The following is a 26,190-nucleotide window of genomic DNA, read 5'->3' as shown; positions in this document are numbered from 1 at the left end:
CCTTAGGGTGGAACCCATGGCGACTCCCGCGAAACCCGATCACCTCGACGGGCTCATGACCGACCCCTACGGCACCTACGCGCACCTGCGCGAGAGCGCCCCCGTGCGGCGGATCGCCGGGCCCGACGGCACCCCCGCCTGGCTCGTGACGCGCTACGCGGACGTCCGCGCGGCACTCGCCGACCAGCGCCTTTCGGTGGACAAGAGGCGCGCGCTGCCCGGGAGTTACCGCGGTTTCTCGCTGCCGCCCGCGCTGGACGCGAACATGCTGAACATGGACCCGCCCGACCACACCCGCATCCGCCGCCTGGTCGTCAAGGCGTTCACGAAGCACCGGGTCGAGAGCCTGCGCGCGCCCGTCCGGCGCACCGCCGACGCACTCCTCGACGCCGTCGAGGGCGCGGGCCGCGCCGACCTCGTGGCCGCGTACGCCGCGCCGCTGCCCGTCATCACCATCTGCGACCTCCTCGGCGTGCCCGCCGACCACCGGCGCGACTTCACGGACTGGACCGACGCGCTCATCGCGCCGGACCCGGCGAAGCCCGACCGCGCCAAGGAGACCGTCGTCGCGATGCTCGGGTTCTACACCGCGCTCATCGCCGACAAGCGCGAGCGGCCGGGCGACGACCTGCTCTCCGACCTGATCGTGGCGCGCGACGACGGCGACCGGCTCAGCGAGGACGAGCTGACCTCACTCGCCTTCCTGCTCCACTTCGCCGGGTACGAGAACGCCGTACAGCTCATCGGCAACGCCGCCCTCGCCCTCCTGCGCCACCCCGAGCAGCTCGCCGCCCTGCGGGCCGACCCGGCGCGACTGCCGGGCGCCGTCGAGGAGTTCATGCGGTACGACACGTCGGCCGTGTTCTCCATCCGGCGCTTCGCGCGCGAGGACGTCACGATCGGCGGCGTGACCGTCCCTGCCGGGGAGACCGTGTTCCTCGGCCTCGGCTCCGCGGGCCGCGACCCCGGCCGCTTCCCCGACCCGGACCGCCTCGACCTCGACCGCGACGCGAGCGGCCACCTCGCCCTCGGCCACGGCATCCACCACTGCGTGGGCGCGCCGCTGGCCCGCCTGGAGCTGACGACCGCGATCGGCGCGCTCGTCGAACGCTTCCCGGACCTCGCGCTCGGCGTGCCCGAGAGCGAACTGCGGTGGCGGCCCTCGATGCGGGCACGGGGGCTGCTCGCGCTGCCGGTCGTGTTCTGAACCGGGCCGGTGTTCCGGGCCGGTTCGGTGTTCTGACCCGGGCCGGTGCTCCGAAGCGGGCCCTTCGGCCGGGCCAGGGGCCACCCCTGACGGACCGGCTGAGAAAAAATCCGGGAAATCCCGTACGGGACCGATGAGTTCTTGTGAGACATCCAGTCAGCCCTCCCGAGAACCCGCGAACCGCGGACCGGATCCGGAGGAATGCGCCATGGGACTGCCGCACATCGTCACGCGCGCGGAGTGGCTGGCCGCCCGCGAGAAGCTGCTCGCCAAGGAGAAGGCCGCCACCCGCGCCCGCGACGAGCTGAACGCCGACCGGCGCGGGCTCCCCATGGTCGAGGTGGACAAGGACTATCTGTTCGACGGCGCGGACGGGAAGGCGACCCTGCTCGACCTGTTCGACGGCCGCGTCCAGCTGATCGTCTACCACTTCATGTTCGCCCCCGAGTGGGACGCGGGCTGCCGCAGCTGCTCGGCGTTCCTCGACCAGATCGGGCACCTCGCGCACCTGCGGGCGCGGGGCACGACCTTCGTCGCCGTCTCGCGCGCCCCCTTCACCCGCATCCTGCCCTTCAAGGCCCGCATGGGCTGGGTCGTGCCCTGGTTCTCCGCGTGCGGCGGCGAGTTCAACCGCGACTTCGCCGCGTCCTTCGCGGGCTCCGACGGCCGCGTCCAGGACCGCCCCGGCCTCAGCTGCTTCCTGCGCGACGGCGACCGCGTCTTCCACACGTACTCCACGTTCGACCGGGGCCTGGACGGCATCGGCTCCACCACCAGCCTGCTCGACCTCACCGCGCTCGGCCGCCAGGAGGAGTGGGAGCGGCCGCAGGGGCGGGCGTCGGCGCTCGGGGCCCCGGCGGGGAGCGACCGGGTGCGGTACCACGACGAATACGACGAGTACGGGGCGTACGACGGGCACGGATACTGACACCGTGCTGCCGTACGGCCCCAACTCCGTCTCGGTTAGGTCACGTTGTGAGTCGATCGGGGTGCGGCGCGCGTTCTCCTCAGTGCAGGGTCTGTGTCTTTGAGAACGTGGCTCTGAGAACGCCGTACCGAACACTGAGTCGTACACGGGGGAACGTGAACATGATGAACGGACGAGTGGTGCTTGAGCGCTTCCCGGCGGGCGGACCGCGCGGGTCGTGGCCCGCGGAGGAGTTCGCACGGGACCGGCGCCGAGAGGGACAGTGCGCGGAGGTCGTGATGGACCTGTCGAGCGACGCTTTCCTGGTGGTCGTGCGCGGTCAGGAGGCGAGCGGGCGCTCCGCGGCCTGACATCGCGTCGCGCGGCCCGATGGGCCGCGGCGGGCCGGGGGCGAACCGCCCTCGGCCCCTCTTCGTGCCCGGGCCTCAGGCCCGGACGGCCCCCGCCCACCCCGGCACGGCCCCGGCCAGGCGGCACAGGCCCAGATACAGGGGGATCGGCGGGGTATAGGGGACAGAGCCTTCGGGCCGGTGCACGAGCACCGGCTCCCGGGTCGCGTCCGGCACCACGGCGCCCGGCGAGTAGAACGTCGACGGCGGCCACTGCAGGGCCACGTCCGAGTCCGCCGGCACGATCCACCACCAGCGCGGCCCGTCCTCGTACACACATCCCACCCGGGGCAGTCGCTCCAGGAGGCGCGGACCGAACTCCGCCGGCATGGCGACCGCGTCGCAGCCGAGGGGTTGCCGCATTCCGGCGGGGACGGCGAGTCGTGCCACTGGCTGCACACTCACGACTCGCCGTCCGACCGCCCGCTCCCGCTCTCGCGAGAGCCGTACCAAGGTGCCAAGGTCGAGCAGTCGCGCTGTCCTCGTGCTCACATGTCCCCCGACCGCATCACTGTCGCACTCGCATCCCCGTCAGTCGGCTCACAGGCCGTCGGTCAAGGCCTCGACGCCTTCGACGTCGAAGGCCTCCGTATCGAAACCGTGGACACCGGTCTCCCGCGTGCCGGAGCACGCCGCCGGATCGGGTGATCTGGGCAGCTCCGCCCACACCGAAAGGCCGGATCCGGAGTCCTGGACACCCCATGCGCTGCTCACGGCGCTCACGAGAAGCAGTCCCCTCCCATGCTCCTCGTCAGGTCCCCGCAGCCCTGTCGGCCGTGGCACGCCCGCGTTCCGACCCTCGTCGCGTATGGCTATCCGCACGGTGTCGGCTCCCGTGCAGATCTCGCAGACGACGGTGCGGCTCGCGGTGTGCACGATCGCATTGGTGACCAGCTCCGATACGACGAGCGCCGCCAGGTCGCAGGCGTCGTCGCCGACCGCGAGGGAACAGAGCCGATCGCGCGTCAGCCGCCTCGCCCGCGCCACCGAACTCGGCGTCGCGGCCAGGGTGAAGGTGACGCAAGGCTCGCCAGCCTCCGCCCGACCCTCGGCACGCAGGCCAAGTCGGGCATGGGTGGCTTCAGTTCCTAACGATGCGGGCGGAGTCACGCTCTCCACTATCGCCCCGCCGCGAACACCTTGGCAAGGGCCACTCTGAAAAGTGCACAGTGACATGTCCCTTTGAGACGTCCCATGGCACACTTCTCGCAACGCCTCACCGAGCGGCGTGACGTGCGCGACACGTGGTGAAGTGCGGTGACGCACGGTAACGCCAGTCGCACAACGGCGATGCAGAGAGCGACGCGAAGTGGGTGGAGGTAGGACGTGAGCGAACCGCGGTCGGCGCCGACCGTCGGACAGGTCGTTCTCGGTCGTCGCCTGCAGGACCTGCGCGAACGAGCCGGTCTGAAACGCGACGAAGCCGCGCGGGTACTCCGCGTGGCCCCCGCCACGGTCCGCCGCATGGAGACGGCCGAGGTCGCGCTGAAGATCCCGTACCTCCAGCTGCTGCTGAAGGCGTACGGCGTCACGGACGAAGAGGCCGACGCCTTCGTGCTGCTCGCCGAGGAGGCGAACAAGCCCGGCTGGTGGCAGCGCTTCCACGACATCCTGCCCGGCTGGTTCAGCATGTACGTCAGCCTGGAGGGCGCCGCCAGCCTCATCAGGTCCTACGAACCGCACTTCGTGCCCGGACTGCTCCAGACGGAGAGCTACGCGCGTGGCGTGCTGCGTTCCGGGGCCATCGGCCAGACCCGGCCCGAGGACATCGAGCGGTACGTGGCCCTGCGCATGGAGCGCCAGGCGCTGCTCACCCGCGAGGACGCGCCGCGCCTGTGGGCCGTGATGGACGAGACCGCGCTGCGCAGGCCCGTCGGCGGCCCCGACGTGATGCGGGCGCAGATCGACCGGCTGCTCGAAGCCGTGGAGATGCCGCATGTGACGCTCCAGGTCGCGCCGTTCTCCTCCGGGCCGCACCCGGGCACCTTCGGGCCGTTCGTGCTCTTCCGCTTCGCGATGGCGGAGCTGCCGGACATGGTCTACAGCGAGTACCTGACCGGTGCCGTCTATCTGGACGCGCGCACCGAGGTGGCGACGCATCTCGAGGTCATGGACCGCATGGCGGCCCAGGCCGCTACCGCACAACGCACGAAGGAGATCCTCCGGGATGTCCGCAAGGAGCTGTGAATGGACCGAGATCGACACCGTGCGGGCACGGGACCTGCGTCCCGGCCCGACACCCGCGCCGACTCCCGGCCCCCCGGGTCCCGGATCTACAACGGCATGCCCGCGCGCGAACTCGGCGCCGAGGGCTGGCACAAGCCGTGGAGCGGCGGCAACGGCGGCAACTGTCTCGAAGCCATGAAGCTGGACGACGGCCGCGTCGCCGTCCGCCAGTCCTCCGACCCGGACGGCCCCGCGCTCATCTACACGGACGGTGAGATCCGGGCGTTCATACAGGGAGCGAAGTCGGGGGAGGCGGACTTTCTGCTGTCGTGACCGGGTACGTCACCGGCGGGTGAGTGGATACGCCACCGGCGGGTGACGGATACGCCACCGGCCGGTGGGGCGGGTGCCGCATCCGCCGGTGAACTCGTACGTCGTGCGCGCACACCTTGACCACGGTGCGCGCGGACCTCGGTGAAGGGGCAAGGGAGCCACAGATGACCGGGACGGGGCAGGCCCAGGGGGACGAGGGCGGCTCGTCGTACATCGACACGAGCAAGCCGCATCCCGCGCGGATGTACGACTGGTGGCTCGGCGGCAAGGACAACTACCCCGTCGACGAGGAGATGAGCCGTCAGCTCGTCGCCATGGACCCGCGCATCCCCGCCGTCGCGCGCGCCAACCGGGCCTTCATGCAGCGCGCCACGCGCTGGCTCGCCGGGGCCGGGATCCGGCAGTTCCTCGACATCGGCACCGGCATCCCGACCGAGCCCAACCTGCACCAGATAGCCCAGGGCATCGCGCCCGACACCCGCGTCGTCTACTGCGACAACGACCCCATCGTCCTCGCCCACGCCGAGGCGCTGCTCCGGTCCACGCCCCAGGGCGCCACCGAGTACATCCAGGCCGACGCCCGCGAACCCGCCGCCATCCTCGCCGAGGCCCGCAAGACCCTCGACTTCACGCGCCCCGTCGCCCTGTCCCTGGTCGCGCTGCTGCACTTCGTCCCGGACGAGGACGGCGCGTACGAGGTGGTGGACGAGCTGGTGTCCGCGCTGCCGGCGGGGAGCTTTCTGATGCTGTCCCACGGCACCGGCGAGTTCACCCCCGACCGGGCCAGGACGGCCGGTGACCTCTACAAGTCCCGTGCCCTCACCCTCGCCCTGCGCGACCGCGCCGAGGTCGTCCGCTTCTTCGACGGCCTCGACCTGGTGGAGCCCGGTGTGACGGTGGCGGACGCGTGGCATCCGGAGCTGGGCGAGCGGGTGGAGCCCGTCGGGGACGGGCCGCTGCCGATTTATGGCGGGGTGGCTCGCAAGGGGTGAGGGGCGGGGGCTGCTCTCCTGCGGGGTCGGCGTCGGTCGGTTCCGTGGCGCCCGGTCACGGTCTGAGCGGGCCGTCGTGTGCCGACACCGGTGACGGCAGTGACGTCGTGCCCATGAGGTGGCGGTCCACGGCCGCCGCGGCCGCGCGGCCCTCCGCGATCGCCCACACCACCAGGGACTGGCCGCGCCCGGCGTCCCCGGCGACGTACACCCCGGGCACGTTCGTCGCGTAGCCGCCGTCCCGGGCGACCGTCCCGTCCGGTGCCACCGTCACACCCAGTGCCGACACCGCGCCCCCGACGGTCACCTCCGGCCCCCGGAACCCCAGCGCGAGCAGCACCAGGTCGGCCCTGAGCACCCGCTCGGCGCCGGGCACCGGGCGCCGCCGCGTGTCCACAGTGCCCAGGTGGACGGCCCGCACCCGCCCCGCAGCGTCCCCGGAGAACCGCAGCGTCGAGGCCGCGAAAAGGCGCGCGTCCGCGTCCGGATTCTGGCCGAAACCCAACGCACCGGCCTCCTCGTGGGCGGGGGAGATCCGGTGCACCGTGGGGTACGTGGGCCACGGGTCGGCCGTCTCGTCCCGCTCCGCCGGGGGGAGCGCGCGGATGTCCACCTGGGTCACGGACGCGGCGCCCTCCCGTACCGCCGTGCCCAGGCAGTCCGCCCCGGTGTCGCCGCCGCCCACGATCACCACGTGCTTGCCGGCGGCGGACAGCGGCGAGACGTCGAGGTCGCCCTCGCCCACGCGGTTGGCCTCCGGTAGATACTCCATGGCCTGCGTGACCCCCGCCAACTCCCGCCCCGGAACCGGGAGTTCCCGCCACGCCGTGGCCCCGACGGCGAGCACGACCGCGTCATGGCGGCTCCGCAGCGCCGCCGCGCCGATGTCCCGGCCGACCTCCGTCGACGTACGGAACCTCGTGCCCTCGGCCCGCAGCTGCGCGAGCCGCCGCTCCAGGTGGTGCTTCGCCATCTTGAACGCGGGGATCCCGTAGCGCAGCAGCCCGCCCGCCCGGTCGTCCCGCTCGTACACCACGACCGTGTGCCCCGCCCGCGTCAGCTGCTGCGCCGCCGCGAGGCCCGCGGGCCCCGACCCGACGATCCCCACCGACCTGCCCGTCAGCCGCTCGGGCGGCATCGGCGGGGCGAGGCCGTCCGCCCAGACGCGGTCGGCGATGGCCGCCTCGACGTTCTTGATGGTCACCGCGGGCTGGTTGATGGCGAGGACGCAGCCCGCCTCGCACGGCGCCGGGCACAACCGCCCGGTGAACTCGGGGAAGTTGTTCGTCGCGTGCAGCCGCTCGGCGGCGGCGCGCCAGTCGGCCCGCGAGACCAGGTCGTTCCAGTCGGGGATCAGGTTCCCCAGCGGACAGGCCTGGTGGCAGAACGGGACCCCGCAGTCCATGCACCGGTCGGCCTGCTCCTCGATCAGGGGCAGCAGCGCCCCGGGGACGTACGCCTCGTCCCAGTCCTTCACCCGCTCGCCCACCGGCCGCCGCGGCCACTCCCGGCGCGGGTGCCGCAGGAACCCCTTGGGGTCGGCCATGGCCGTCTCCCTACGCGTAGGGCGCGTCTTTCAGCCACCACGGTATGCCGGGGAGACGGGGTCGGCATGTGGTCCGGGGGCGGGGCGGCGGGCAGGCCGGTCGGGAACGCTCAGGTCAGACCGAGGATGAAGGAGACCGTCGCGGCGGTGGCGGCCCCGGTGCGGATGTGGTTCCACATCGTCCATTCGGCCACGTACGTACGCCAGTACGCCGCGCCGGACTCGGATGCCGCGTCGACCTTCGCCAGCTCGTTGTTGCGCGGCACGTTCGCCACGACCGTCACCCCGAAACAGCCGAAGAGATACAGCGCGCAGCCCAGCAGCAGCTCCACCGCGCCCTCGTCCGGCCAGACCACGAAGGTGACCACGGCGAGCACCACGCTGACGCCGGTCGCTCCCATGAACACGGCCATGAACGGCGGCCTGACCGCCGTGACGTTGATCGCGTTCATCGCGGCGATGCCCTGGGACGACGGCAGCGCGGCGAGGCCCCGCATCACGAAGGTGGAGAAGCCGATGAACACCCCGGCGACGAGGGCGCAGGTCACCGCACCGAGAACGGTGAGCACGAAGTACGGTCCGTCGATCATGGCAACTCCCTGAGTGGGTCCGGCCGCCGACGGCCGGTGCGACGCGCCTGATCCTGCACGGCGCGGTATGTCTGTGACCAGTCAATGACCACGAAGCACCGGACGCCATACGCGGACCCCGCACACCCATACGCCGACGTCTCACTGGCCGGGGGCCTGGCCCGGGGCGCTCGGGCGGGGCACGTCCGCTGGTCGGTGCGGTGGTGCGGTGGTGCGGTGGTGCGGTGGTGCGGTGGTGCGGTGGTGCGGTGGTGCGGTGGTGCGGTGGTGCGGGCCGCGGCCTCGGCGCGGAGTGGCACCCCAGCCCGGCCTTCCGTCCCCGGGCCGGGACCGGCTGTTCACGCCCCGGCGCCCCGCCCGGGCTCGTCCTCCCCGGCCCCCGGCCCGTCCTCCGCCCGCCACCCCCGCAACCGCTCCTCGACCGCCCCCGCGATGGCACGCCGCGCCTCGCCCCGTGGCACCCCGCGCATCAGCAACTCGTCGTAGTCCGTGTCCGTGTGCCGCACCGCGGCGATCACCGCCGCCGTCACCGCCCTGGGCGTCAGGGCACGGCCGGCCGCGCTGCGGCCCACCCGGCCGCTGCCCCGGGCACCCGCGTGCGCGGCGATCGCCCGGGCCCGGTCCCACGGGCAGTACGGGAACAGCCGACGGATTTCCGCCGCGAACTCCCCGACGAACCGCACGTCCTCCCCGGCCCGCCGGGCGCCGTCCCGCGCCCGCCGCCGCGCCCGCGCGTCCGCGTCGGCCAGGCACCGCTCCTCGGCCCGGACGAGCGCCGCCTCCTCGACCAGGACGCCCTGCCGCTCGTACCGGCTCTTGCGCCGGTTGAACCGCACGACCACCGCGGACAGCCCACTGCCCTCCCGCGCCCGCCGCGTCAACGCCGTGTCCCCGCGCGGCAGATACACCAGATGCCCGAGGTCGGCGCAGTCCAGACAGCGGGGCTCCCCGCCCTCGTGGACGAGCAGGGCCAGCGGCCCGCCCCGGCACTCCGCACAACGCCTGCGCTTCAGCGGCTGGATGACGACGGGCCCGGTGCGCCCGCGAGGAACTGCCATGCCCGGTTCATGCCCGCCCGTCGGCACCCCGCATCATGGCCTTGTGCGACTCGAAGCGATCACCTGGGAACGCCTCACGGACACCCTCGCCGACCGGCTGCTCGACCTGGAACCGGGGGACGGCGGTGCCTGGCCGCGCGTCGCCTTCGACGGCGCCCCCGCCGCCCGCCCCGGCGAACTCGCCGCCGCGGTGGGCGAGGCGCTGCGCGTGCGCGGGCGACCCTCGCTCGTCGTCGGCACAGCGGGGTTCCTGCGGCCCGCCTCGCTGCGCCTCGAGTACGGACACGAGGACGTCGAGGCGTACTACAGCGGCTGGTTCGACACCGGCGCCCTCTGGCGTGAGGTCTTCGGGCCGCTGGACCCGGGCGGCACCGGCCAGGTCCTGCCCGACCTGTGGGACCCGCACGCCGACCGCGCCACCCGCACCCCCTACGTCGCACTCCCTCCCGGCGCCCTGCTGTTGCTGCACGGCCCCCTGCTGCTCGGCCATTGGTTCCCCTTCGACCTGACGGTGCACGTACACCTCTCCTCCGGCGCCCTGCGGCGGCGCACCCCGCCGGACGAACAGTGGGCCCTGCCCGCTTTCGACCGGTACGAGGCGGAGAACGACCCCACCGCCGCGGCCGATGTCGTCGTCCGCGCCGACGACCCGCGCCACCCGGCCTGGACGGGCTGACCCGACCAGCGCCGATCGGCCCCGCGGCGGCTGCGGGTGCGGCCTGTGGGCGCCGCGGCGAGAATGAGGACGCCGGGACTAGCGGCGCCCCCGCGCCGCGCCGGCCGTCCGGCACCGGGAGGTACCCATGACCACCGCCGGAGACATCATGCACCGGGGTGCCCAGTGGATCCCCGCGCACGAGACCCTGGACCGCGCGGCCCAGCTCATGCGCCAACTCGACGTGGGCGCCCTGCCCATCAGCGACCAGAACGACCGGCTGTGCGGCATCCTCACCGACCGCGACATCGTCGTCGGCTGCGTAGCGATGGGGCACGACCCGGCCAAGGTCACCGCGGGCGACATGGCCAGGGGCACACCGCGCTGGATCGCCTCGGACGCCGACGTCGACGAGGTGTTGCAGGAGATGCAGGGCCACCAGATCCGCAGGCTGCCCGTGATCGAGAACAAGCGCCTCGTCGGGATGATCAGCGAGGCCGACCTCGCCAAGCACCTGACCGACGAACAGCTCTCCGGCTGGGTCGAGAGCGTCTACGCCAAGTCCTGATCCGTCACAGCCAGCCGTTGCGCCGGAAGCCTCGGTACAGCAGGACACACGCTGTCGCTATCACCCCCATCACCAGGCCGTATCCGTACTGCCAGCGCAGCTCGGGCATGTGGTCGAAGTTCATGCCGTAGACCCCGCAGACCATCGTGGGCACGGCGACGATCGCGGCCCAGGCCGTGATCTTCCGCATGTCCTCGTTCTGCGCGACCGTCACCTGGGCGAGATGCGCCTGGAGGATCGAGTTCAGCAGTTCGTCGAAGGCCGCTATCTGTTCGGTGACCCGCTTGAGGTGGTCGTCCACGTCGCGGAAGTACGCCTGTATCTCCGGGGCGACGAGCCGCATCGGCTTGGCGGCGAGGATCTGCAGCGGGCGGCCGAGCGGCACCACCGCCCGCTTCAGCTCCAGGAGCTCGCGCTTGAGCTGATAGATCCGGCCCGGGTCGGCGCCGCGGGCGCCCTCGGGCGCGAACACCTCCGCCTCGACCTGGTCGATGTCGGACTGCACCGAGTCCGCCACCTCCAGATAGTCGTCCACGACCTGGTCCGCGATGGCGTGCAGCACCGCCGCCGGGCCCTGCGCCAGCTGGTCGGGTGTCCCCTCGAGCTCCTCGCGCAGCGGGCCGAGCGAGCCGTGCCTGCCGTGCCGGACGGTGATCACGAACTCCTTGCCGACGAAGACCATGATCTCGCCGGTGTCCACCACCTCGCTGGTCGCGGTCAGCTCGGCGTGCTCCACGTAACAGACCGTCTTGAACACGGCGAACAGCGTCTGGCCATAGCGCTCGACCTTCGGCCGCTGGTGGGCGTGGACCGCGTCCTCGACCGCCAGCGGGTGCAGGTCGAAGAGCTCGGCGATGCCCGCGAACTCCCGCTCCGTCGGCTCGTGCAGACCCAGCCACACGAAGCCGTCCTCGTGCTTGCGGACGTGTCCCACGGCCTCGACGAGATCGCCGTCGCGGGCCGGTGTCTGGCGCACCCCCTTGCGATAGGTCACGCATTTCACCACCGATGAGCCCAGCGGGGAGCGGGCGGGGTGGCTCAGGTCGACGCGAGGGCCGCGCCGGGTCAGTCCCGCGACCTTGCGCAGGCCGCGGACGCTCCGCAGATTCCCGACCTTGCGGAGGCTTCCGACCTTCCGCAGGTTGCCCGACATCGACATGTGCAGCTCCTCGTGCTGGACTTGATGAGCAAGTCTGCCAGCCCGGTCCGACACCACGACGGGGCCTGTGGGAACGGAATACTCCGCTCCGGAACTGCCATGATCGCCGCATGACGCGAACCGACGGTTATCTCCTCGACGGCAGGCCCGACGAGTCGGCGACCCGCTCCAGCGCCTTCGCCGCCCTCTTCGACCCCACCACCTTCCGGCACATCGAACGGCTCGGCATCGGCCCCGGCTGGCGCTGCTGGGAGGTCGGCGCCGGCGGCACGTCCGTCGTGTCCTGGCTCGCCAAGCGGGTCGGCCCGACCGGCCGTGTGCTCGCCACCGCCACGGACACGGCGCCGCTGCTGTCGGCCGCGCGCCCGCCCGTGCAGGTGCGGATCCACGACGTGGCCGCCGACGCGCCGCCCGCCGAGGCGTTCGACCTCGTGCACGCCCGCCTCGTCCTCACCCATGTGCCGGACCGCGAGCGGGCCCTGCACTCCATGATCAAGGCGCTGCGCCCCGGCGGCCGGCTCCTGATCGAGGAGGCCGACCCCGCCCTGCAGCCCTTGGCCTGCCCCGACGAGCACAGCCCCGAGGAGGAGGCGGCGAACCGGCTGCGCGCCGGTGTGCGCGCCCTGCTCGCCGACCGCGGCGCCGACCTCGCGTTCGGGCGGGTGCTGCCGCGGCTGCTGCGTGCGGCGGGACTGCGGCAGGTGGAGGCCGACGCGTACTTCCCGCTCGTCTCCCCGGCGTGCGCGGCCCTGGAGTCCGCCACCGTCGAACAGATCCGCGCGGACCTGGTCGCCGCGGGCCTCGCCTCGCACGACGACATCGAGCGGCACCTCGCCCATGTCGCCGAACGCGTCGTCGTCCCGGCCACGGCACCGCTGGTGTCGGCCTGGGCGCGCAAGGCCTGAGAGGGGCGTGGGCTCTGGTCGGAGGGCGGGCCCTGTTCGGAGGGCGGGCCCTGAGAGGGGCGCGGGCCCTGATCGGAGCGTGAGTCCTGATCGGAGCGCGAGTCCTGGCAGGGGCGCGGGCCCGGACCGGGGCGCCTCATGACCTTGGGTGAGACCCCGCTCGTCCCCCGGGAAGGGGTGCCCCCGTACGTCCCCCGAGAGGGTGAGCCTCCGCAGGCCCCCCGAGAGGGTGAGCCTCCGCTCGTCCCCCGGGAAGCGGGGCCCGCAGCTCCGGCCGGGCCCCCACCCGTGACACCGCCCGCGCCCCCGCCCCGCACCCCTCACCCACGGCCTCCCGCAGCCCCGCCCCCGCCATCCGCGACGCGATGTACGCCCCCGTGAACGCGTCGCCCGCGCCCGTGGAGTCCCGTGCGTCCGCCCGCACCGCCGGGACGCGCACCCGCACCCGTCCGTCCCGCGCGGCCAGCGCGCCGTCCCCGCCCAGCTTGACCACCACTTCGGGGAACCGGCGGCTCAGCTCGGCGGCCGCGTCGGCGGGACCGGTCGACTCAGCCGCTCTGGTCGGCTCCGTCGCGTCGGCAGCGCCCGTGGCCCGAGGTCGACCCGTCAGCAGCAGCGCCTCGTCGCGGCTCGGCAGCAGTACGTCCACCCCGGCCGCGTCGGCCAGGAAGCGGTCCACCCCGTGCCGGAGGAGGAACCCCGTGGACGCCGGGTCCACGCTCACCGTCACCCCACGCGCGCGTGCCGACGCGAGCGCCGCCCGCGCCGCCGCGCGGCTGGACTCGGCGAAGAACAGGTACCCGGACAGGTGGAGCCAGGTCACGCCGTCGAGCAGGGACGGCGTCCAGTCGGCGGGGGACAGGCGCAGGGACGCGCCGCTGTCCGTGAGGAACGTCCGCTCGGCCGCCGCACCCGCCGCGTCGACCAGGCAGATCACCGTGCCCGTGGGCGCCTCGGGGTCGACGGCGATATGGGGGCGTACCGAGGCGCGGAGCAGCGTCTCCTCGTGCCACGCGGCCGCGTCGGCACCGGCCCGCCCGAGGAAACGCACGTCCTGGCAGCCCCAGTGGGCCGCCCAGCAGGCGACGTTGGCGCCCGCGCCGCCCGGCACGGTACGGATCGCCGCGGCCGTGTCGGTGCCGGGTGCGAGGGGTGCTCGGTGCCGGGCGACGATGTCCGTGACGACGTCACCCACGACCAGGAGGGCGCCGGTTCCGTTCGGGGAGAGCGCCGAGGGGTGCTCCGGCCCGCCGGGAGCCATGGCGCAGGGGGCCGGCGGCTCGCCGGGGGCCATGGGGCCCGAGGCCAATGGTTCGCCGGGTGTCGTGGGGTCGGACTCCGGTGGCTCGCCGGGTGTCACGGGGACGGATTCCAGTGGTTCGCCGGGTGCTACGGGGACCGAGTCCGGCCGCTCGCCCGAAGCCGTCACGTCGTCGTCCGCGTCCACGCCGCCGCGATCCGTGCCGCGAGCCGCACGTTCCCGCGCACCGCCGCGAGGTTGGCCTCCAGGGAGGCCCCTTCGGTGTGCCGCATCAGGTGGTCGAGGAGGAACGGGGTCACCGCCTGGCCCTGCACACCGCGCGCGGCGCACTCCCGCAGCGCCTCGTCGAGCACGCGCGCGTGGAGGGCGGGTTCGAGCTGTTCGGCCTCCGGCACCGGGTTGGCCACGACGAGCGCCGACTCCGGTCCGGCCAGCGCGTCCTGGGCGCGCATGACCGCGGCCACCTCGTCCGGTGTCCGCAGCGTCCAGTCCACGTCGTGCCCGGAGTCGGAGAGGTAGAAGCCGGGGAAGCGGGACGTGTCGTAGCCCGCCACCGCCACGCCCAGGGTCTCCAGCCGCTGGAGCGTCGCGGCCACGTCCAGGATCGACTTCACGCCCGCGCACACGACCGTGATCCGGGTCCGCGCGAGCAGCCCCAGGTCGGCCGACTCGTCCTGGGTGAGGGCCCACTCCCGGTGCACCCCGCCGAGCCCGCCCGTGGCGAACACCCGCAGCCCGGCGCGGGCGGCGAGCAGGGCCGTCGCGGACACCGTCGTCGCCCCGCTCGCGCCCGCCGCGACGGCGATCGGCAGGTCCCGGTGGCCCAGTTTGCGGATCCCGTCCTCCCCGGCGACCCGCTCCAACTGGTCCTTGTCCAGGCCGACATGGGGGCGCCCGTCGAGGACGGCGATCGTGGCGGGCACGGCGCCCTCGTCGCGTACGGCCTGCTCCAGTTCGAGGGCGACACGCAGATTGCGGGGGCGTGGCAGCCCGTGCGCGATGATCGTTGACTCCAGGGCCACGATCGGGCGCCGTCGTGCGAGAGCCGCCTGTACCTCGTCGGACACCACCAACACGGTCAGCCTCCTGCCAGTCGGGTCTTCCTTCATCCCTGGCGGGCGGTGCCCCACGGCAAACCCATTAAGGTGACCGGCCATGACCACGAATGATCAGAACGCGCCCTCTTTTGCCGTGCACATTCCGGACGCCGAGCTGGAGGAGGAGCCGCTCGACCCGCAGCAGATCGTCTCCGGAGAGCCCGTCGTCACCGGCAAGGTCCTTTGGGAGTCCGCCGACGGCAAGCAGCTGCGCGGCATCTGGCAGATCACCCCGGGCGTGGTGACCGACACCGAGGCCAACGAGCTCTTCGTGGTCGTCAGCGGCCGCGCCACCATCGAGGTGGAGGGCGGCGACGTCCTGGAGGTCGGCCCCGGCGACGCGGCCGTGCTGCGCGAGGGCGACCGTACGACGTGGACCGTGCACGAGACGCTGCGCAAGGCGTACCACATCACCCTCGGCGGCTGAACGCCCGCCGCGACGCCGGACGTCCGGTTCGTCCGGTGCGCCGGGTCAGCCCTGTGGTACGGCGGCGACCCGGCGTCAGTCCTCCGGTACGGCGTCAGCCCCGGTGTCCGTACGGCCGGGCCCGCGCGTGAACAGGGCGAACGCCGCGAGCGGCAGCAGCAGGAGCGCCGCGATCAGGTTGAGCCAGCCGTAGCTCGCCCGCGCGACCACCAGGCCCGCCACCGCGCCGCCGACGCCCGCCGCCGTGTTCATGGTCAGGTCCGAGAGGCCCTGGGCGGCGGCGCGGGCGGCCTGCGGCACGGAGTCGGTGAGCAGCGCGGACCCCGCCACGAGCCCCGCCGACCAGCCGAGGCCGAGCACGAACAGGCCCGCCGCCGTCTGCCCGTGGTTGCTCCCGGCCGTCCCCGCGAGCAGCGCCGCGCAGGCGAGCAGGCTCACCGACAGGGCGATGACGGCGAGCCGCCCGATCCGGTCCGCGAGCCGCCCCATCACCGGCGAGAACGCGTACATGCCCGCGATGTGCCCGCTGATGACCAGGCCGATCAGATCGATGCTCGCCCCGTGGTGGCCGAGGTCGACCGGCGTCATCGACATGATCGACACCATGGCGGTGTGCGCGATGGCGACCGTCACCAGCGCGAGCCGCGCCTGCTGGGACGCGGCCACGGCGGCGAACCCGGCCCGCAGCGATCGGCCCGCCGCGGTCTGGTCACCGCCGGGTTCCAGGGCGCGGGCGGTGAGCAGTGGGTCGGGGCGCAGCAGCAGCGCCACCACGACCGCCGAGATCAGGAAGATCCCGGCCGCCCAGACGAAGGGCCCCGCCTCCTTCGGAATGCCGAGCCCGGAGACGCTGCGGCCCGCGGGTGCCGCGATGTTGGGTCCGAGGACCGCGCCGATCGTCGTGGCCCATACGACGTTGGAGATGGCGCGCGCCCTGGCCCCCGGCTCGGCCAGGTCGGCCGCCGCGAATCGCGCCTGCAGGTTGGCCGACGACGCCGCGCCGAACCCGGCCATGCCCACCAGGAGCAGCGGGAAGTTGCCGAGGGCCGCGGCCACGACCACCACTCCCGCGCCCAACGCGCCGATGAGATACGCGAGGACGAGACCGGGGCGGCGGCCCCGCGCGGTCATCAGCGCCGCCAGCGGCACCGACAGCAGCGCGGTCCCGGCGACGGTCGCGGTGGGCGCGAGCCCGGACAGCGACTCCGTGCCGCTGACCTCCTTCGCGAGCACGGCGGCCAGCGCGATCCCGGTGGCCACACCGAGCCCGCCCAGGATCTGGCTCGCGACCAGGACCGCCGTGATCCGCCGTCGCAGCGCGGGCAGTTCCTCGACGGCGACGGGTGCGAGGGTCGCGTCCCCGGTCGTGCTCATCGGGGACATCGCGGGCTACGGGGACACCGGGCGGGCGCAGCGGCTACGAGGTCCGCGGCGGCTGCCCGGGACGACGAAGGCGAAGACGCGGGGGACGACGAGGGCGAGGGGGATATGACCACGTCGGAAGTGTGTCAGGACAGGTGCTGTTCATGTACATGCAGTACGGAACGAAGCCGGTTGCATGCCGTGCGGAACGAAGCCGGTGACGAGGGCGCGGCGCACGAGGCCGCCGCCCACGGACGCCCCCGCCCGCGCACGCCGCCACAGATCCACGCCGCCCGCTCAGAACAGCGGCTCGGGAAGCACCCCCTCCAGCGCGAGCAACCGCCGCTTCGTCTCCAGGCCGCCGCCGAACCCGCCGATGCCGCCGTCCCTCTCCACCACCCGGTGGCAGGGCACCACGACCGGCAGGGGATTGGCGCCCATCGCCATGCCCACGGCCTGGGCCGCGCCGGGCTGGCCGACGCGGCGGGCCAGGTCTCCGTAGCCCACGACCGTTCCGAACGGCACGCCCGCCGCGAGCTCGCGCAGCACCTGGCGGTTGAAGCCGGAGATCAGCGACCAGTCCAGCGGCAGCTCGAAGTCGCGCCGCTGCCCGGCGAAGTACGCCCGCAGCTGGCGTATGGGCTCGGCGAGCAGCGGTGAGGCGGGATCCTCGACCGGCTCGGCGCCCAGGCGGGAGCCGAGACGCTCCAGGGCCTTGTCGCGCACGTCGTCCGTGGCGTGGAAGACGACCGTGACCAGGCCCGCGTCGGTCGCGGCCAGCAGCAGCGGGCCGATGTCGCTGGCGACGACGGCCCACACGGCGCCGGACCGCGCGTCCGGCTCCCGACGCTCGTCCCGGTCCTGCTCGTTGTGCCCCATGGCGTTCATGGAAACCACGGTACGTCCGGGCACTGACAACGCCGCGGGACGAGTCGTCCCGCGGCGCTCGGCAGGCGGGAGACCTGCCGTCGGTCGAGCCATGGCCGTGCCGTCGGCTGCGCGTCCGGCCGTCCGGCTGTCCGGTCAGTCGTTGATCGCTCTGCGCACCACGTCCGGCTTGTTGGTGATGATGCCGTTCACACCGAAGGCCGCCGCCCGCCGCGCCGCGGCGCTCTCGTCCACGGTCCAGGTGAAGATCTCCAGGCGCTTGCCGTGCGCGCCCTTGAGCCGGTGGATCGCGGAGACGTACCCGGCGGAGATGGACGTGTGCGTCGAGTTGATCTGGTCCGCGAACTTCGCGTACGCAGGGAGGTCGGCGGTCGCGGGCGTGCCCAGGAAGCCGGTCTTGATGTCGGGCCGCCGGGCGTGCACCTTCTTGACGCTGTCCGCGCTGAAGCTCTGGACGACCAGCTTGTTCTTGACGTGGTCGCGGTCCAGCCAGCCGGTCTTGCGCAGCACCCGCAGGGTGTCCCGCTCGATGCCGGGGTACAGCTCGGGCTTCTTGATCTCCAGGACGAGGCTCTGGTGGTTGCGCGAGACGCGGTTCATGTACTGCGTGAGCGTCGGCACGCGCGCGCCCTTGTACTGCGCCCCGAACCAGCTGCCCGCGTCCAGCTTGGCGATCTCCGCCGCGGTGAAGTCCTTCACCTTCCAGGGGGAGCGGTGGGGGAAGACCTGCTCGACGTTGGTCGTCCGCTTCAGGGTGTCGTCGTGGACGATCACGAGGACGCCGTCCTTGGTGCGCTGGACGTCGTTCTCGACCCAGCGGAAGCCCATCCGGGCGGCCTTGTCGATCGCGGCGAGCGTGTTCTCGGGGACGTACGCGGAGGCTCCGCGATGGGCCACGACTGTGGGGGTCCTGTGTGCGGCGGAGGCGGCGACGGTGGTGTCGGCGGGGGCCTCGGCGCCGGCGGTGGAGGGGAGGACGAGTGCTCCTGTTCCCAGGAGAGCGGCGGTCGTGGCGGCTGCGGCGCGTGCGTGCACGGGTTCTCCTCGCGTCATGAGCTCACGGTTCGATTGAGAATGACAGTCCACGGCCAACTACAGACAGGTACAGGATGACCACACGTTGAACACCGGTCTCCCAAGTGGGGACCCCAGGCGCGGAACCCGTGTGTCTTTGCCGGAAAATCGGTCGTGCGTTCACGGCTGAGCCCTACTCTCACCTCAGCCGACGGCCCGTCACCTGGCTGTCGGCCGAGAGCAGACGGGGCGTTCCGGGACATCCAGGTACGACAGGCGGAAGGGCTACCGCTCATGGAGGGCACGGTCGACGGCTTCAGCTACGGATTCGTCACGCCGGTGGTCGCCTATCTGATGGCCTGCCTGGGCGGCGCGCTCGGCCTGCGCTGCACCACGCGGTCACTCCTGGTCGCGCACTCCTGGCGGCCCGGCTGGCTCGCGCTCGGCTCGGCCGCCATCGGGTCCGGCATCTGGACCATGCACTTCATCGCGATGATGGGCTTCAGCGTCGAAGGGACCCCGATCCACTACGACCGGGCGACGACCTTCGCGAGCCTGGCCGTCGCCATCGTCATGGTCGGCGTCGGGATCTTCATCGTGGGCTACCGCGGCGCCAGCGGAGCGGCGCTCTTCACCGGCGGCACCATCACGGGGCTCGGCATCGCCTCGATGCACTACCTGGGGATGGCCGGAATGCGGCTCGGCGGCAGGCTCCAGTACAACACCCTGACCGTCGCCGCCTCCGTGGTGATCGCCGTCGTCGCCGCCATCGCCGCCCTGTGGGCCGCGGGCCAGATCAGGGGCTTCCTGTGGAGCCTCGGCGCCAGCCTCGTCATGGGCCTCGCCGTCAGCGGCATGCACTACACCGGGATGGCCGCCGTCACCGTCCATCTGCACGGCCACTCCACCGCCCCGCCCGGCGACTCGTCCCCCGAGATCCTCGCCCCCCTCATGGTCGGCCCGCTCGCCTTCCTGCTGCTCGCGGGCGTCATCGTGATGTTCGACCCGCTGATGATGCTGGGCAAGGCCGACCTGAAGGCCGCGGCGGCCCGCCCGCGCTCCGCCTCCTACCCCGTGCCCCGCTCCGGCGACCGCCAGGCCGGGCACGTCAGCCGCCGGCCCGCGGCCCGGCCCGGCCGCAGGACCCGCCGCAGAACGGGGGCGCGGACACCGCAGAAGTGGTGAGCGCGGGGGCGTTGTCAGTGGGGGGTCGTACGGTGGGTTCCATGCGGCCCGTATCGAAGATCGAACGCACGGTGGCACCTTTCGAGGTCGTCAGCCCGTACCAGCCCAGTGGCGACCAGCCGACGGCCATCGCCGACCTGGAGAAGCGCATCCGCGCGGGCGAGAAGGACGTCGTCCTGCTCGGCGCCACCGGCACCGGCAAGTCGGCCACCACCGCGTGGATGATCGAGAAGCTCCAGCGCCCCACCCTCGTGATGGCGCCGAACAAGACCCTGGCCGCCCAGCTGGCCAACGAGTTCCGCGAGCTGCTGCCGAACAACGCCGTCGAGTACTTCGTCTCGTACTACGACTACTACCAGCCCGAGGCGTACGTCCCCCAGTCGGACACGTACATCGAGAAGGACTCCTCGATCAACGAGGAGGTCGAGCGCCTGCGCCACTCCGCGACGAACTCGCTGCTCACCCGCCGCGACGTTATCGTGGTCGCCTCCGTCTCCTGCATCTACGGCCTCGGCACCCCGCAGGAGTACGTGGACCGGATGGTCCCGCTCAAGGTCGGCGACGAGATCGACCGCGACCAGCTCCTGCGCCGCTTCGTCGACATCCAGTACACCCGCAACGACCTCGCCTTCACCCGCGGCACCTTCCGGGTCCGCGGCGACACCATCGAGATCTTCCCGGTGTACGAGGAACTGGCCGTGCGCATCGAGATGTTCGGCGACGAGATCGAGGCGCTCTCCACGCTGCACCCGCTGACCGGCGAGGTCATCAGCGACGACGACCACCTGTACGTCTTCCCGGCGTCCCACTACGTAGCGGGCCCCGAGCGCATGGAGAAGGCGATCAACGGCATCGAGAAGGAGCTCGCCGAGCGCCTCGCGGAGCTGGAGAAGCAGGGCAAGATGCTGGAGGCCCAGCGGCTGCGCATGCGCACGACGTACGACCTGGAGATGCTCCGCCAGATCGGCTCCTGCTCCGGCGTCGAGAACTACTCGATGCACTTCGACGACCGCGGCCCCGGCACCCCGCCGCACACCCTCCTCGACTACTTCCCCGACGACTTCCTGCTCGTCCTCGACGAGTCGCACGTCACGGTCCCGCAGATCGGCGCGATGTACGAGGGCGACGCCTCCCGCAAGCGCACCCTCGTGGACCACGGCTTCCGACTGCCGTCCGCGCTCGACAACCGCCCGCTGAAGTGGGAGGAGTTCCAGCAGCGCATCGGCCAGACCGTCTACCTGTCGGCGACCCCGGGGGCGTACGAACTCTCCCGCTCCGACGGCGCCGTGGAGCAGATCATCCGCCCCACCGGCCTCGTCGACCCCGAAGTCGTCGTCAAGCCCACCGAGGGCCAGATCGACGACCTGGTGCACGAGATCCGCAAGCGCACCGAGAAGGACGAGCGCGTCCTGGTCACCACGCTCACCAAGAAGATGGCCGAGGACCTCACGGACTACTTCCTCGAACTGGGCATCCAGGTCCGCTATCTGCACAGCGACGTCGACACCCTGCGCCGCGTCGAGCTCCTGCGCGAGCTGCGCGCCGGTGAGTACGACGTCCTGGTCGGCATCAACCTCCTCCGGGAGGGCCTCGACCTGCCCGAGGTCTCCCTGGTGGCGATCCTCGACGCCGACAAGGAGGGCTTCCTGCGCTCCGGCACGTCCCTGATCCAGACGATCGGCCGCGCGGCGCGCAACGTCTCGGGGCAGGTCCATATGTACGCCGACAAGATCACCCCGGCGATGGAGAAGGCCATCGAGGAGACCAACCGCCGCCGGGAGAAGCAGATCGCGTACAACAAGGAGAAGGGCATCGACCCGCAGCCCCTCCGCAAGAAGATCAACGACATCGTCTCGTCCATCGCGCGCGAAGAGGTCGACACGGAGCAACTCCTCGGCACCGACTACCGCAAGGCGAAGGACGGCAAGAACGCCAAGGCCCCGGTGCCGTCGCTCGGCACGGCGGGCGGCGCGGCAGCCGCCAAGGGCGCCAAGGCGGGGACGACGGGGAAGGCCGCCAAGGGCAAGACCGGGCAGACGGTGCCCACGGACCGGCCCGCCGCCGAACTCACCGAGCAGATCGAGGAGATGACCGCGCGGATGCGCGCCGCCGCCGCGGACCTGCAGTTCGAGATCGCCGCACGACTGCGCGACGAGGTGTCGGAGATGAAGAAGGAACTGCGGCAGATGAAGGAGGCAGGCCAGGCGTAGCGCAGTGTTGCAACACCGACACAAAGTGCCCGGCAGGGTGCGGCGCGGTGGACAGGGCTGCATAGGGTGATGGGCAACCGCCGCAACGGGCGGTTGCCCAGGGCAGTTCGAGAAGGGGACAGCGCGTGACGGTCAACATGACCAAGGGCCAGGCCATCAGCCTGCAGAAGGACGACGGGGGCGCTCTGACGTCGGTGCGCATGGGACTTGGCTGGCAGGCGGCCCCGCGGCGCGGCCTGTTCGGCACGCGCACGCGGGAGATCGACCTCGACGCGTCGGCCGTCCTGTTCGCTGACAAGCAGCCCGTCGACGTGGTGTTCTTCCGGCACCTCGTCAGCGACGACGGCTCCGTGCGGCACACCGGCGACAACCTGGTGGGCGGCGTCGGCCAGGGCGGCGACGACGAGGCCATCCTCGTCGACCTGCAGCGCGTCCCGGTCCACATCGACCAGATCGTCTTCACGGTCAACTCCTTCACCGGTCAGACCTTCCAGGAGGTGCAGAACGCGTTCTGCCGCCTGGTCGACGAGACCAACGGCCAGGAGCTGGCCCGTTACACCCTCGACGGCGGCGGCCAGTACACCGCCCAGATCATGGCCAAGGTCAACCGCGCGGGCTCCGGCTGGCAGATGACGGCCCTCGGCAACCCCGCCAACGGCCGCACCTTCCAGGACCTGATGCCGTCGATCCTGCCGCACCTCTGAGCACCACCGTCCAGACGGCAGTCCGCACGCAGGCCCGGTGAGGGGGCCGACACCAAGGGGGAACGAAAGCGATGACCGCCGAGCTGGTCAGGGGGCAGAACCATCCGGTTCCCGGCACCCGCCTCGAGATCCGGGTGTCGGCCGGCAAGCCGATCGTCGCCGGCGCCACCCTGTGCGACGACCACCGCAAGGTGCGCGACACCTCCTGGGTCGCCCACCCCGGCGCCCCCACCCTGCCCGGACTCGAAGTGTCCCGGCAGGCGGCCGCCGACCACCGCCTCGCCGTCGACCTGGGCGCGCTGCCGGACGGCGCGCACCAGGTCAACGTGCTGCTCGCGCTGCCCGTCGGCGTCGCGGGCCCGGTCTCCTTCGGCGCCGTCGCCGCGCCCTTCGTGGCCGTCACCGCACTCGACGGCACCGAGATCGCCAGCTACACGATCACGGACCTGTCCGCCGAGTCCGCCGTCGTCGCCCTGGAGCTGTATCGCAAGCAGGATGTCTGGAAGGTCCGCGCCGTCGGCCAGGGCTACGCGGGCGGCCTCGCCGCCATGCTCGCCGACCAGGGCCTGCCCGAGGCCCAGGAGCTGGCGACCGCCATCAACGACGCCGTGGCCCGCGGCCTCGCCCGCTCGGTGGCCGCACCCCCGCCCCGCCCCGCGGACGAGACCCGCGTGCGCGCCGCCGCCCAGGGCCACACGAGCCCCGGCCGACAGCCGTCGGCGCCCGAGCCGGGCCCCGACACCGCTCCGCAGCCCGTCACCCCCTCGCCCGCACCCGGCGAGGGCGGCCAGCCCCCGCAGCCCGTCCCGCCCGCGTCCGGGGACGCCACCCCGCCCGCGCAGCCCGGCGACGGCGGCCCCGTGAACTACACCCACCCGCGCCGCCAGACCAGCGCGCCCCCGCCGCCCCCGCCCACCGCTCCGCCCGCCGCACCCGGGCAGCCCGCCCGCCCCGTCGCGGGCGACGCCACCGGCTGGTCCATGGAGGAGCGGCTGTACAACCAGGTGTGGGGCATGTTCGAGGACCTGGCCCGCTCCGCGTCGGCGTACCGCAGCGCGGTGGACTTCGCCGACTCCCGTATGGAGCAGGAGCTGGACAAGGTCCTCTCCGACCCGCGCAGCCGCATCGGCGGCACCGGTGACGCCGCGCGCGAGGCCGCCCGCGCCCGCCACGGCGACCTCGTCGACCAGGCCAGGGCCGCCCTCGACCGGGACCTGGCCCAGCTCGCCGCCGAGGCGGAGGTCGTCGAGCCCGCCCTGCCCCCGGCGTTCGCCGACTGGTCGAGCCCGGTCTGGCAGGGCTATCGCGCGCCCATGGAGATCCCCATGGCCCTGCGCCTGGGCGGCCTCAGCCTCCCCGAGCGCCCCGACCTGCGCATCCCCATGCTCGTCCGGCTGCCCCTGGAGCGCGGCCTGTGGATCGACAGCGGCCGCTCCGGCACGGACTCCCTCGTGGACGCCGACCAGCTGCGCCGCCTCGCCCTGGACAGCGCCGTCGCGCACGCCGCGCGGCTGCTCGCCTCGTATCCGCCCGGCGCGTTCACCGTGCACGTCATCGACGCCGCCGGCAGCGGTGCGAGCGCGTTCGCCCCGCTGGTGGGCGCCGGGGTCCTGGACGAGCCGCCCGCGACCGGTGCCGCGGGCGCCGCCGCCGTGCTCACCCGGCTCACCCAGCGCGTGGACCTCGTGCAGATGGCGGTCCGCGGCGGCATGGCCGACGCGCTGCCGCAGGACCTGGACACCGGCGAGCACCTGCTGATCGTCAACGACTTCCCGCACGGCTTCGACGACCGCGCGGTGACCCGGCTGCGCTATCTCGCGGACGAGGGCCCCGCCGTCGGCGTGCACCTGATGATGGTCGCCGACCGCGAGGACGCCGCGGAGTACGGCCCGCTCCTCGACCCGCTGTGGCGGGCCCTGCTGCGTCTCACGCCGGTGCCGGAGGACCACCTCGCGGACCCGTGGGTGGGCCACGCGTGGACGTACGAGCCCTCGCTCGCCCCGCCCGGCAGCCAGGTCCTCAGCCACGTCCTGGACCGTGTGGGCGCGGCCCGCCGCACCGGAAGCCGCTGAGCCGCCGACTCCGCATCGGCAAGTCGACATGTGCCCCACCCGCCCCTCGCGTACCGGCGCCGCCAAGTCGACCTAGAGACTGTCAAGCGCCCACGCACCCTTGTGAGCTGGGCATTTGGTGCTCGTTTGCCGGTCCCTTTACCTAACCTTGGTCTTTCGCGTACTCTTCTCAGTGCGGAGGGGAGTACTCCCAGACGCGACGTGCCCGTCAATACGGACCGCCATCGGTCCCGGGGCGTCGGACCGGGGCGCACGCACAGCGCCCGGGTGGAAGAGACCTCCGGCAGCGACGACGCTGATCAGTAGCCGTACGACGCCGGAGGCGCAGTGGACGTTTCTATGACCGTGTGGGTGACGACCGTTCTCGGTCTGTGTGCCCTGATCGCAGTCGACTTCTTCATCGGGCGCAAGCCCCATGACGTGTCGATCAAGGAAGCCGGAATCTGGACCATCGTCTGGATCGTCCTGGCGGCGCTCTTCGGCGTCGGCCTGCTGCTCGCGGGCGAGAGCCAGGCGTCCGGCGAGTTCTTCGCGGGCTTCATCACCGAGAAGTCGCTCTCCGTCGACAACCTCTTCGTCTTCATCCTGATCATGGCGAAGTTCTCGGTGCCCTCCCACCTCCAGCAGCGCGTGCTGCTGTTCGGTGTGCTGATCGCCCTGGTCCTGCGAGCGATCTTCATCGCCGCCGGCGCCGCGGTCATCGCCAACTTCTCGTGGGTCTTCTACATCTTCGGCGCGTTCCTGATCTACACCGCCTGGAAGCTCATCCAGGAGGCGCGTGCCGACGAGGAGGAAGAGGACTGGGAGGAGAACCGCCTCCTGAAGTCCATCGAGAAGAAGTTCGGCGTCTCCGACCGGTACGAGGGCACGAAGCTCTTCATCCGGAAGAACGGCAAGAAGATCATGACGCCTCTCATGGTCGTCATGCTCGCCATCGGTACCACCGACGTCCTGTTCGCCATGGACTCCATCCCGGCGATCTTCGGCCTGACCCAGGACCCGTACATCGTCTTCACCGCCAACGCCTTCGCCCTCATGGGCCTGCGGCAGCTGTACTTCCTCATCGGCGGACTGCTCAGGAAGCTGGTCCACCTCAGCTACGGCCTGTCGGTGATCCTCGGCTTCATCGGCGTGAAGCTGGTCCTGCACGCCCTGCACGAGAACGGCGTACACGTCCCCGAGATCTCCATCCCGGTCTCGCTCGGCGTCATCTGCGGCGTCCTGATCATCACGACGATCACCAGCCTCATGGCCTCCAAGAAGCAGGCGGAGCGCGAGGCGGCCGAGGCCGGCAGCGGCGACGAGTCCGGCAAGGACGACGCCCAGAAGGACAGCATCGAAGCGTGACGGTGCCGGCTGTGTGAAGAACCACCCCGGAGCGGGGGGGGGGGGGGGGGGGGGGGGGGGGGGGGGGGGGGGGGGGGGGGGGGGGGGGGGGGGGGAGGGGTGGGGGGGGGGGGGGGGGAGAAGAGGG

26 protein-coding genes are annotated in these 26,190 nt (G+C 72.5%); 15 read left to right on the top strand and 11 right to left on the bottom strand.

Features of this window, described 5'->3' with window-relative positions:
- Positions 1-16 precede the first annotated feature (16 nt).
- From ACZ6AA_RS30985 to ACZ6AA_RS30975, 3 genes are all read left to right on the top strand, one after another.
- Complete coding sequence (locus tag ACZ6AA_RS30985) at positions 17-1,207, top strand: cytochrome P450 family protein (RefSeq protein ID WP_471461473.1); 1,191 nt, start codon at positions 17-19, stop codon at positions 1,205-1,207.
- 208 nt (positions 1,208-1,415) lie between these two features.
- Positions 1,416-2,135, top strand: coding sequence for a DUF899 domain-containing protein (locus ACZ6AA_RS30980; protein ID WP_471461470.1), 720 nt, complete (start codon positions 1,416-1,418; stop codon positions 2,133-2,135).
- Between the two features lie 161 nt (positions 2,136-2,296).
- Entirely contained in the window at positions 2,297-2,485 is a 189-nt protein-coding gene (locus tag ACZ6AA_RS30975; RefSeq protein ID WP_468448801.1) for a hypothetical protein, read from the top strand.
- 75 nt (positions 2,486-2,560) lie between these two features.
- Here the strand turns inward: ACZ6AA_RS30975 and ACZ6AA_RS30970 are convergent, their stop codons facing one another.
- The gene (locus ACZ6AA_RS30970) at positions 2,561-3,016 is read right to left on the bottom strand and encodes a hypothetical protein (RefSeq protein WP_468448799.1); all 456 of its coding nucleotides are present in this window, start codon (positions 3,014-3,016) and stop codon (positions 2,561-2,563) included.
- Between the two features lie 48 nt (positions 3,017-3,064).
- Complete coding sequence (locus ACZ6AA_RS30965) at positions 3,065-3,634, bottom strand: ATP-binding protein (protein WP_471461461.1); 570 nt, start codon at positions 3,632-3,634, stop codon at positions 3,065-3,067.
- A gap of 216 nt (positions 3,635-3,850) precedes the next feature.
- Between ACZ6AA_RS30965 and ACZ6AA_RS30960 the strand changes: the two genes are divergently transcribed.
- From ACZ6AA_RS30960 to ACZ6AA_RS30950, 3 genes are all read left to right on the top strand, one after another.
- Positions 3,851-4,711 (top strand): helix-turn-helix domain-containing protein, encoded by an 861-nt coding sequence (locus ACZ6AA_RS30960; protein WP_030358762.1) that lies wholly within the window; start codon positions 3,851-3,853, stop codon positions 4,709-4,711.
- 96 nt (positions 4,712-4,807) lie between these two features.
- On the top strand, positions 4,808-5,023 hold the full coding sequence (locus ACZ6AA_RS30955; protein WP_190117043.1) for a DUF397 domain-containing protein: 216 nt from the start codon (positions 4,808-4,810) through the stop codon (positions 5,021-5,023).
- 164 nt (positions 5,024-5,187) lie between these two features.
- Positions 5,188-6,015 carry an SAM-dependent methyltransferase gene (locus tag ACZ6AA_RS30950; protein WP_471461456.1) on the top strand — a complete coding sequence of 276 codons (828 nt, stop codon included), beginning with the start codon at positions 5,188-5,190 and terminating at the stop codon, positions 6,013-6,015.
- A 55-nt stretch (positions 6,016-6,070) separates the two neighbouring features.
- On the opposite strand, the gene ACZ6AA_RS30945 is transcribed toward ACZ6AA_RS30950, so the two are convergent.
- From ACZ6AA_RS30945 to ACZ6AA_RS30935, 3 genes are all read right to left on the bottom strand, one after another.
- Complete coding sequence (locus ACZ6AA_RS30945; RefSeq protein ID WP_471461453.1) at positions 6,071-7,561, bottom strand: glutamate synthase subunit beta; 1,491 nt, start codon at positions 7,559-7,561, stop codon at positions 6,071-6,073.
- Between the two features lie 110 nt (positions 7,562-7,671).
- Positions 7,672-8,151 (bottom strand): anthrone oxygenase family protein, encoded by a 480-nt coding sequence (locus ACZ6AA_RS30940; RefSeq protein ID WP_468448791.1) that lies wholly within the window; start codon positions 8,149-8,151, stop codon positions 7,672-7,674.
- Between the two features lie 338 nt (positions 8,152-8,489).
- The gene (locus tag ACZ6AA_RS30935; RefSeq protein WP_471461449.1) at positions 8,490-9,209 is read right to left on the bottom strand and encodes a DUF2293 domain-containing protein; all 720 of its coding nucleotides are present in this window, start codon (positions 9,207-9,209) and stop codon (positions 8,490-8,492) included.
- A gap of 43 nt (positions 9,210-9,252) precedes the next feature.
- Between ACZ6AA_RS30935 and ACZ6AA_RS30930 the strand changes: the two genes are divergently transcribed.
- Positions 9,253-9,885 (top strand): nucleoside/nucleotide kinase family protein, encoded by a 633-nt coding sequence (locus ACZ6AA_RS30930; protein WP_471461445.1) that lies wholly within the window; start codon positions 9,253-9,255, stop codon positions 9,883-9,885.
- Positions 9,886-10,012: 127 nt separating this feature from the next.
- Positions 10,013-10,432 (top strand): CBS domain-containing protein, encoded by a 420-nt coding sequence (locus ACZ6AA_RS30925; RefSeq protein ID WP_468448785.1) that lies wholly within the window; start codon positions 10,013-10,015, stop codon positions 10,430-10,432.
- Between the two features lie 4 nt (positions 10,433-10,436).
- Here the strand turns inward: ACZ6AA_RS30925 and ACZ6AA_RS30920 are convergent, their stop codons facing one another.
- Positions 10,437-11,591 (bottom strand): magnesium and cobalt transport protein CorA, encoded by a 1,155-nt coding sequence (locus ACZ6AA_RS30920; RefSeq protein WP_468448784.1) that lies wholly within the window; start codon positions 11,589-11,591, stop codon positions 10,437-10,439.
- Between the two features lie 110 nt (positions 11,592-11,701).
- Between ACZ6AA_RS30920 and ACZ6AA_RS30915 the strand changes: the two genes are divergently transcribed.
- Entirely contained in the window at positions 11,702-12,496 is a 795-nt protein-coding gene (locus ACZ6AA_RS30915; RefSeq protein ID WP_468448782.1) for a methyltransferase domain-containing protein, read from the top strand.
- Between the two features lie 136 nt (positions 12,497-12,632).
- On the opposite strand, the gene ACZ6AA_RS30910 is transcribed toward ACZ6AA_RS30915, so the two are convergent.
- Together ACZ6AA_RS30910 and ACZ6AA_RS30905 are read right to left on the bottom strand one after the other, a co-directional pair.
- On the bottom strand, positions 12,633-13,757 hold the full coding sequence (locus ACZ6AA_RS30910) for a carbohydrate kinase family protein (RefSeq protein ID WP_471461886.1): 1,125 nt from the start codon (positions 13,755-13,757) through the stop codon (positions 12,633-12,635).
- A gap of 164 nt (positions 13,758-13,921) precedes the next feature.
- Entirely contained in the window at positions 13,922-14,833 is a 912-nt protein-coding gene (locus ACZ6AA_RS30905; RefSeq protein ID WP_468448780.1) for a pseudouridine-5'-phosphate glycosidase, read from the bottom strand.
- Positions 14,834-14,912: 79 nt separating this feature from the next.
- On the opposite strand from ACZ6AA_RS30905, the gene ACZ6AA_RS30900 reads away from it, so the two are divergent.
- The gene (locus tag ACZ6AA_RS30900; RefSeq protein WP_468448778.1) at positions 14,913-15,281 is read left to right on the top strand and encodes a cupin domain-containing protein; all 369 of its coding nucleotides are present in this window, start codon (positions 14,913-14,915) and stop codon (positions 15,279-15,281) included.
- A gap of 75 nt (positions 15,282-15,356) precedes the next feature.
- Here the strand turns inward: ACZ6AA_RS30900 and ACZ6AA_RS30895 are convergent, their stop codons facing one another.
- From ACZ6AA_RS30895 to ACZ6AA_RS30885, 3 genes are all read right to left on the bottom strand, one after another.
- Complete coding sequence (locus tag ACZ6AA_RS30895) at positions 15,357-16,655, bottom strand: MFS transporter (protein ID WP_468448776.1); 1,299 nt, start codon at positions 16,653-16,655, stop codon at positions 15,357-15,359.
- A gap of 285 nt (positions 16,656-16,940) precedes the next feature.
- A complete protein-coding gene (locus ACZ6AA_RS30890; protein WP_468450102.1) occupies positions 16,941-17,522 on the bottom strand; it encodes a methylated-DNA--[protein]-cysteine S-methyltransferase in 582 nt (193 codons plus the stop codon).
- 144 nt (positions 17,523-17,666) lie between these two features.
- Positions 17,667-18,566, bottom strand: coding sequence for a glycerophosphodiester phosphodiesterase (locus ACZ6AA_RS30885; protein WP_471461883.1), 900 nt, complete (start codon positions 18,564-18,566; stop codon positions 17,667-17,669).
- Between the two features lie 273 nt (positions 18,567-18,839).
- Between ACZ6AA_RS30885 and ACZ6AA_RS30880 the strand changes: the two genes are divergently transcribed.
- The 5 genes from ACZ6AA_RS30880 (at position 18,840) to ACZ6AA_RS30860 (ending at position 26,063) form a co-directional block, all read left to right on the top strand.
- On the top strand, positions 18,840-19,730 hold the full coding sequence (locus ACZ6AA_RS30880) for an MHYT domain-containing protein (protein ID WP_468448772.1): 891 nt from the start codon (positions 18,840-18,842) through the stop codon (positions 19,728-19,730).
- 41 nt (positions 19,731-19,771) lie between these two features.
- The gene (gene uvrB / locus ACZ6AA_RS30875; protein WP_471461430.1) at positions 19,772-21,940 is read left to right on the top strand and encodes an excinuclease ABC subunit UvrB; all 2,169 of its coding nucleotides are present in this window, start codon (positions 19,772-19,774) and stop codon (positions 21,938-21,940) included.
- 125 nt (positions 21,941-22,065) lie between these two features.
- Positions 22,066-22,644, top strand: coding sequence for a TerD family protein (locus tag ACZ6AA_RS30870; protein ID WP_030358780.1), 579 nt, complete (start codon positions 22,066-22,068; stop codon positions 22,642-22,644).
- A gap of 71 nt (positions 22,645-22,715) precedes the next feature.
- Positions 22,716-24,716 (top strand): TerD family protein, encoded by a 2,001-nt coding sequence (locus ACZ6AA_RS30865; RefSeq protein ID WP_471461428.1) that lies wholly within the window; start codon positions 22,716-22,718, stop codon positions 24,714-24,716.
- Between the two features lie 327 nt (positions 24,717-25,043).
- Complete coding sequence (locus tag ACZ6AA_RS30860; RefSeq protein ID WP_468448766.1) at positions 25,044-26,063, top strand: TerC family protein; 1,020 nt, start codon at positions 25,044-25,046, stop codon at positions 26,061-26,063.
- The last annotated feature ends 127 nt before the right edge of the window (positions 26,064-26,190 follow it).

This window comes from Streptomyces sp. NPDC040610 (assembly GCF_055594065.1).
Note: the sequence above shows the minus strand (reverse complement) of the source record. Positions and strands in the feature narration are given on the sequence as shown.